This is a genomic window from Prevotella sp. S7-1-8 (genome assembly GCF_000758925.1).
Lineage (GTDB): Bacteria > Bacteroidota > Bacteroidia > Bacteroidales > Bacteroidaceae > Prevotella.
The window spans coordinates 1-5,614 of record NZ_JRNC01000086.1; the positions used below are offsets into that span (position 1 = coordinate 1).

The window sequence follows — 5,614 nt, forward strand, 5'->3', positions numbered from 1 at the left end:
AACTTAACGTTTTGAACACTACTAAGTTACTAAAAATCAACGATATGTGTAACTTTTTTATTCATGTTTATCAACTTAAATTAATTCCGCCAACGGGTTTATACAAAGATTTATTCATAACTTTGCAACTGCAGTTTTGTAAGTCTTCCGATACTGTAAACTGTATATGGATGTAGGCACATAAGTTATCTATCTCTATTAAATTACTATCGTACCATTGTCATAACACAAACTTTACACTTACGTTTAACCTTATAGGAATATGAATGTATTTGACGAACCTTTACTAATTTCCTTGCTTAAAAGAAATTCACAACCTGCTTTTCGCAAGTTATATGATCACTATGCAGATCATCTTTTTGCCTTCTGCATGCAATATACCCATTCGCGCGAAACATCTGAAGAGCTGGTTGAAGATACTTTTGTGTGGCTATGGCGAAACAGGCAATCCATACGACAGGACACCACGCTAAAGTCGATTCTTTTTACCCGTACCCGTCATTATATTATCAATGCTTATCGCAAAACAATAAATGCGCCCGTTTTTGAGGACTACATAGACTATTTAGGACAATTCGAAGATCGTAGTTTCAATCATTTGGAATATGATGAGTTCCAAAAGGCCGCGAATAAAGCTATAGACCGCCTCCCTGAAACACAACGCAAGGTGATAAGAATGTCGAGAATAGAAATGATGCGGATTAAGGAAATCGCACAAACACTCGACCTAAAGGAGCAAACTGTAAAGAATCAGCTATCACTTGCCACCAAAACACTACGTCGTACGCTCAGGCAATTATATATCATATTTATATATTTCTCATTCATTAAAGTACTTTTTCACTTTTCAATTGTTTAATATTATAAATAAAAAATTACATACAATGACTCTACTTCAAGATAAATATCGATCACAAAGGATAACAACGGACGAACTTTCCAAACTGCGCGAAGAGATTAACGCTGCCACAGACGAAGTCTTGGAAGCTTCTATGCGAAAAGAGTGGAATGATATAGATGATGAAACAGACCGCTATCACGCAGAGACCGAAAACATATGGCAACGGATTGAAAAACAGATAAACCCGGCAAGGAAAAGTCCATGGAGCATTGCGTGGAAGTGGACACAGATTGCTGCGGTAATCATGTTTCCCATTTTACTATTCGTTGCCTACCAACTTTATGACGAAAACGCTTCTTTAACGGGTAAGACAACCAAATTCAGTACACATCAAGGGGAGAAGGCCAACATCGTATTACCTGACGGAACCTGTATTTTGCTAAACGAAAACACCGTGCTGTCATACAATACGGATCACTTTCAAGGCCGTCGTCGGGAAATAGCCTTTGAAGGCGAAGCATCTTTTCAGGTAGCCAAGGATGCACATCGGCCTTTTGTGGTAAAAAGCCAAGGACTGAGTGTGCAGGTATTGGGAACAACTTTCAATCTTTTAGCACGAAAAGATGACGACATAGCCAAATTGGCCCTGCTATCCGGAAAGGTTGATTTGGCATCACCGGTGTCTCACCAGAGCAAACGCATCACTCCAAAACAAATCGCTATCCTTGACAAGTCTACAGGGCATATCTCCGTCTACAATGCCGAGGATGAAATGCAAGAAGTCACGGCATGGCAACGCAACGAAATAGTCTTCAGGGATGCCCCGCTGATCAAGGTTATTTCAACCATTGAGAAAAACTACGGTGTAAAATTTGTATTCAAGACCACACCCAACATGGCAGATGTGTTCACGGGTACAATGTTATCCAATGATTTGAATGAAAATCTAAGGATTCTTGAACAATCTTATCATGTAAAATCTACGTTGTGTAATAAGACTATCACCATTACAAGTCAGTCTTTAGATTGAGTGGCAGGTGCCATTTATGTTCCGATCATGACCATTGAGCGGTGTTCATAGGTACAATCTTTGTCCATGACTTGGCAACAAGAGTGCCAACATGTTGCAAAATCCAACAAAAACCTTTCGGTTTGCGTCCTTTTTCAGGATAAATGGCTACCTTTGCAATCATCTAATTGTTCATGGTCATGAAACAGAATTTATTGGTTTACAATACGCTCACGCGCTCGAAGGAACTGTTCAAACCGCTGCATGCCCCCCAATGTGGGGATGTATGTGTGCGGACCAACCGTGTATGGCGACCCACATTTGGGACACGCCCGGCCGGCCATCACCTTCGACGTGCTCTTCCGCTATCTCAAACACATCGGGTATAAGGTGCGTTATGTGCGCAACATTACCGACGTGGGGCATCTCGAACACGATGCCAACGAGGGCGAAGACAAGATTGCCAAGAAGGCGCGGTTGGAACAACTGGAGCCTATGGAGATTGCCCAGCACTACACCAACCGTTATCATAAGGCTATGGAAGCCCTCAACGTGTTGCCCCCAAGCATAGAGCCACACGCCACAGGACACATCATCGAGCAGGAGGAATTGGTGAAACAGATTCTCGCCAACGGCTATGCCTACGAGAGCAACGGCTCGATTTATTTCGACGTGGCCAAATATGACAAAGACCACAAATACGGTATTCTCTCCGGTCGAAACCTCACCGACATCATCAACAACAGTCGTGAGCTCTCAGGCACCGACGAAAAGCACAATCAGGCCGACTTTGCGCTCTGGAAGAGAGCCATGCCGGAGCACATCATGCGCTGGCCCAGCCCTTGGAGCGACGGCTTTCCCGGATGGCACTGCGAGTGCACGGCGATGGGGCGCAAATATCTCGGCGACCATTTTGACATACACGGTGGCGGCATGGACTTGGTGTTCCCACACCACGAATGCGAGATAGCACAGGCTGTAGCAAGTCAGGGCGACCAAATGGTGCGCTACTGGATGCACAACAACATGATTACCATCAACGGGCAGAAGATGGGTAAATCGCTCGGCAACTTCATCACCTTGGAGCAGTTTTTCAACGGGGAACACGAATCATTGGAGCAGGCCTATTCGCTCATGACGATCCGATTCTTCATTCTTTCGGCCCACTATCGTGGCACGGTGGACTTCTCCAACGATGTCCTGAAAGCCGCCAAGAAGGGATTGGAAAAGCTCATGACGGGCATTGCCGACCTCGACCACATACAGCCGTCCAAGGGATCGCAACCCGACACGGCCAAATTTGTCAAGGCCTTGCGCCAGCGTCTCTACGACGCCATGAACGATGACCTACAGACACCGCTCGTTATCAGCGCACTGTTTGAGGCTTGTCATCTCATCAATCTGCTGCTCGACCACAAGACCAAAATCTCTGAGGACGACCTCAAGGAACTCTCCGACACCATGCATGTGTTCACTTTCGACCTTCTCGGCCTGCAAAACGAGCAAGGCGAGAGCAACGAAGCCTGCGAGGAGGCATACGGCAAAGTGGTGGAGATGGTGCTGAAGCTGCGCCAGCAAGCCAAGGAAGCCAAAGACTGGGCAACCAGCGACGAGATTTGCGACGCGCTTGCCGAGGCCGGATTTGAGGTGAAAGATACCAAAGACAGGGTGACCTGGAAACTCAACCGCTAAGTCTCCACACACCTCATACGTTATAACGACAAACGCCCGATGCAACCATCTGCATCGGGCGTTTGTCGTTTCTGGGACAATGAAGTCCACTCTTATTTCACAACGAACTTCCTACCATTCCTGATATAGATACCACGGGGCAGCCCGACAGGACTTGTCCCCACGCTCTGTCCATTGAGATTATAGATTCGGGCATCGTTCATGCGTCCCAATTCCATATTCAATACTTCAATGTCGGTGGTGTACCGAGGGCCGGTCTCAATAGCATAGAGCGACACTATGTCCTTTTCAGACAACACCCTGTTGTATACTCTCAGGTTGTCGTAGGTAGCATCAGCTGATTCCCAACACGATCCATAGCCCAGATACAAGTTGGAACACTGCCGCACAAATTCGACAATCTCGCCATACCTGAATCGACTCGCCGACGATACCTTGCTGCCATTTTGTTCCCCGTTGACACTGCCGAAGGGCTTTTGCTCGCCGTTAACATAGAGCCTCAGGCCATCGGTACCCGACGCAGTGAGGGTGACCATCGTCCATTTGGTGGCCAAGATATTGCCCGCGCGATTTGAACCATGGTTCAGGTCAATCCAGTTGCCCGACCTACTGTTATATCCCACGTAGGTGTTTCCGGTAAACCAGAGCTTAGGTTGCCTTGCCGGTTCATGGAATCCAAGCAGGGCATCCCAAAGATTTTCAGTCGACATCTTCACCATGAACGACACCGTGAAACCCTCAGCAAGTTCCAATCCCTTCAATGAGTTGGGCATTTCTACATAGCTCTCGTTCTTCGCCGCCCCCAAACCGGTATGCAGCATCTTGCCGCTGCGGTCGGCATCGTCGGTCAGCGAAGGCATCACCGCACTGCCATTACGCTTCAACACAGCACGCTGCGTGGTGTTGTAGTTGTTGAGCAGTGGTTCACCGTCGAACGGATAAGATGCCATCGCTCCCATCTCGGTATCGGCATTGCTCTTCTTCACAGTCACCATCATGTTGTCCTGATATTCATAGTCGCCCACCCTGATGCTTACACTCAGCTTCACAGGCATGCTTTCAGCCGTCATGGCCGATGGATTGTACACTCTGGTATTCGATAATATGTCTGGGTTCGACGATGTCCAACTTACCGTTACGTCCTTACTGGCAAAGCCCGTGAGGTTCACATCCCTATCCACCACACTGCCGTCTTTGAGCGGCATCATGTTGTTCACCACGTAGGCCAAGTGGTAGTCGTCCCGCATCTTGTAGCCCCAAAGGCTCACGCCCTTGTTGTCGAGAGCCGTAAACGACAGAGCTTTGATGGTGTAGGGTTCCAACTGCTGCTCAACAACGACGCCCTGATACGTAGAACCACCCACCGTAATATTGATATAAGAGGTGCCGTCCATCAGTTCCCACGTACCCGTATATGCACCGGTGACGCTTCCATCCCCATTCAGCTGAACGGTAACGGGTCTCACCATTTCCATACCGGCATAGTCAAGAAGCTGTCTGTGTATCATGATTTCATAGCTGCCGGTCACCTTCGACACATCAAATACTTGCTGAAAAGCAATCGTAGCATCGGTCGTTGTTTCCCCGCTAAACTCAAACGGAGCCGCAACGAGCCATCCCTTCTGATTGGTAAAGAGTTGGTGCACACGAACTTGGTGCCATTCTGACCCATTATTAAACCCAAATCGGTCATTAGAAAAAGCTTCTTGTCATTTTCTAATAACCGCCATTAGAAAAAAAGAGCATCGTATATACCTGATCCACAAACATTTACTAACCTTACCACGAAAAAAGTATATACTCCAATGCGCAACTGTTACATAAAGTTCGTAAATAAGGAAATAACACCTTTTGGTGGTCTTTCCCTGTTCTTCAAAATGCTTGAGAAATGCCATTTTGAAGAGCATGTTATGCAAAGTGGTGTTCCGCTTCAAGGATCCAACCGTGGCTACGACCCGATCCAATTAATATTGGGATTGTTTGCAGGCGTGTGGTGTGGCGCAAGCTGCTTTGGCCATCTTGACGTGGTACGTTATGACACTGCACTATGTGACCTACTTGGGTGGAAACGC

General features: G+C 47.0%; 3 protein-coding genes and 2 pseudogenes. 4 read left to right on the top strand and 1 reads right to left on the bottom strand.

All coding sequences use genetic code 11. The annotated features are described in order from the left end of the window. Window positions 1-262: 262 nt before the first annotated feature. The 3 genes and pseudogenes from HMPREF1640_RS11250 (at window position 263) to cysS (ending at window position 3,542) form a co-directional block, all read left to right on the top strand. Complete coding sequence (locus tag HMPREF1640_RS11250) at window positions 263-859, top strand: RNA polymerase sigma-70 factor (RefSeq protein WP_036894865.1); 597 nt, start codon at window positions 263-265, stop codon at window positions 857-859. 25 nt (window positions 860-884) lie between these two features. Next, window positions 885-1,871, top strand: coding sequence for a FecR family protein (locus HMPREF1640_RS11255; RefSeq protein ID WP_036894868.1), 987 nt, complete (start codon window positions 885-887; stop codon window positions 1,869-1,871). A gap of 179 nt (window positions 1,872-2,050) precedes the next feature. Continuing rightward, window positions 2,051-3,542 (top strand): annotated as a pseudogene (cysS, locus tag HMPREF1640_RS11260) (cysteine--tRNA ligase). A gap of 92 nt (window positions 3,543-3,634) precedes the next feature. On the opposite strand, the gene HMPREF1640_RS13795 reads toward cysS, so the two are convergent. After that, window positions 3,635-5,188, bottom strand: coding sequence for a lipocalin-like domain-containing protein (locus HMPREF1640_RS13795; RefSeq protein WP_231565911.1), 1,554 nt, complete (start codon window positions 5,186-5,188; stop codon window positions 3,635-3,637). A 159-nt stretch (window positions 5,189-5,347) separates the two neighbouring features. Here HMPREF1640_RS13795 and HMPREF1640_RS13800 point away from each other — a divergent pair. Continuing rightward, a pseudogene (locus tag HMPREF1640_RS13800) lies at window positions 5,348-5,614 on the top strand (IS1380 family transposase); the annotation flags it as partial.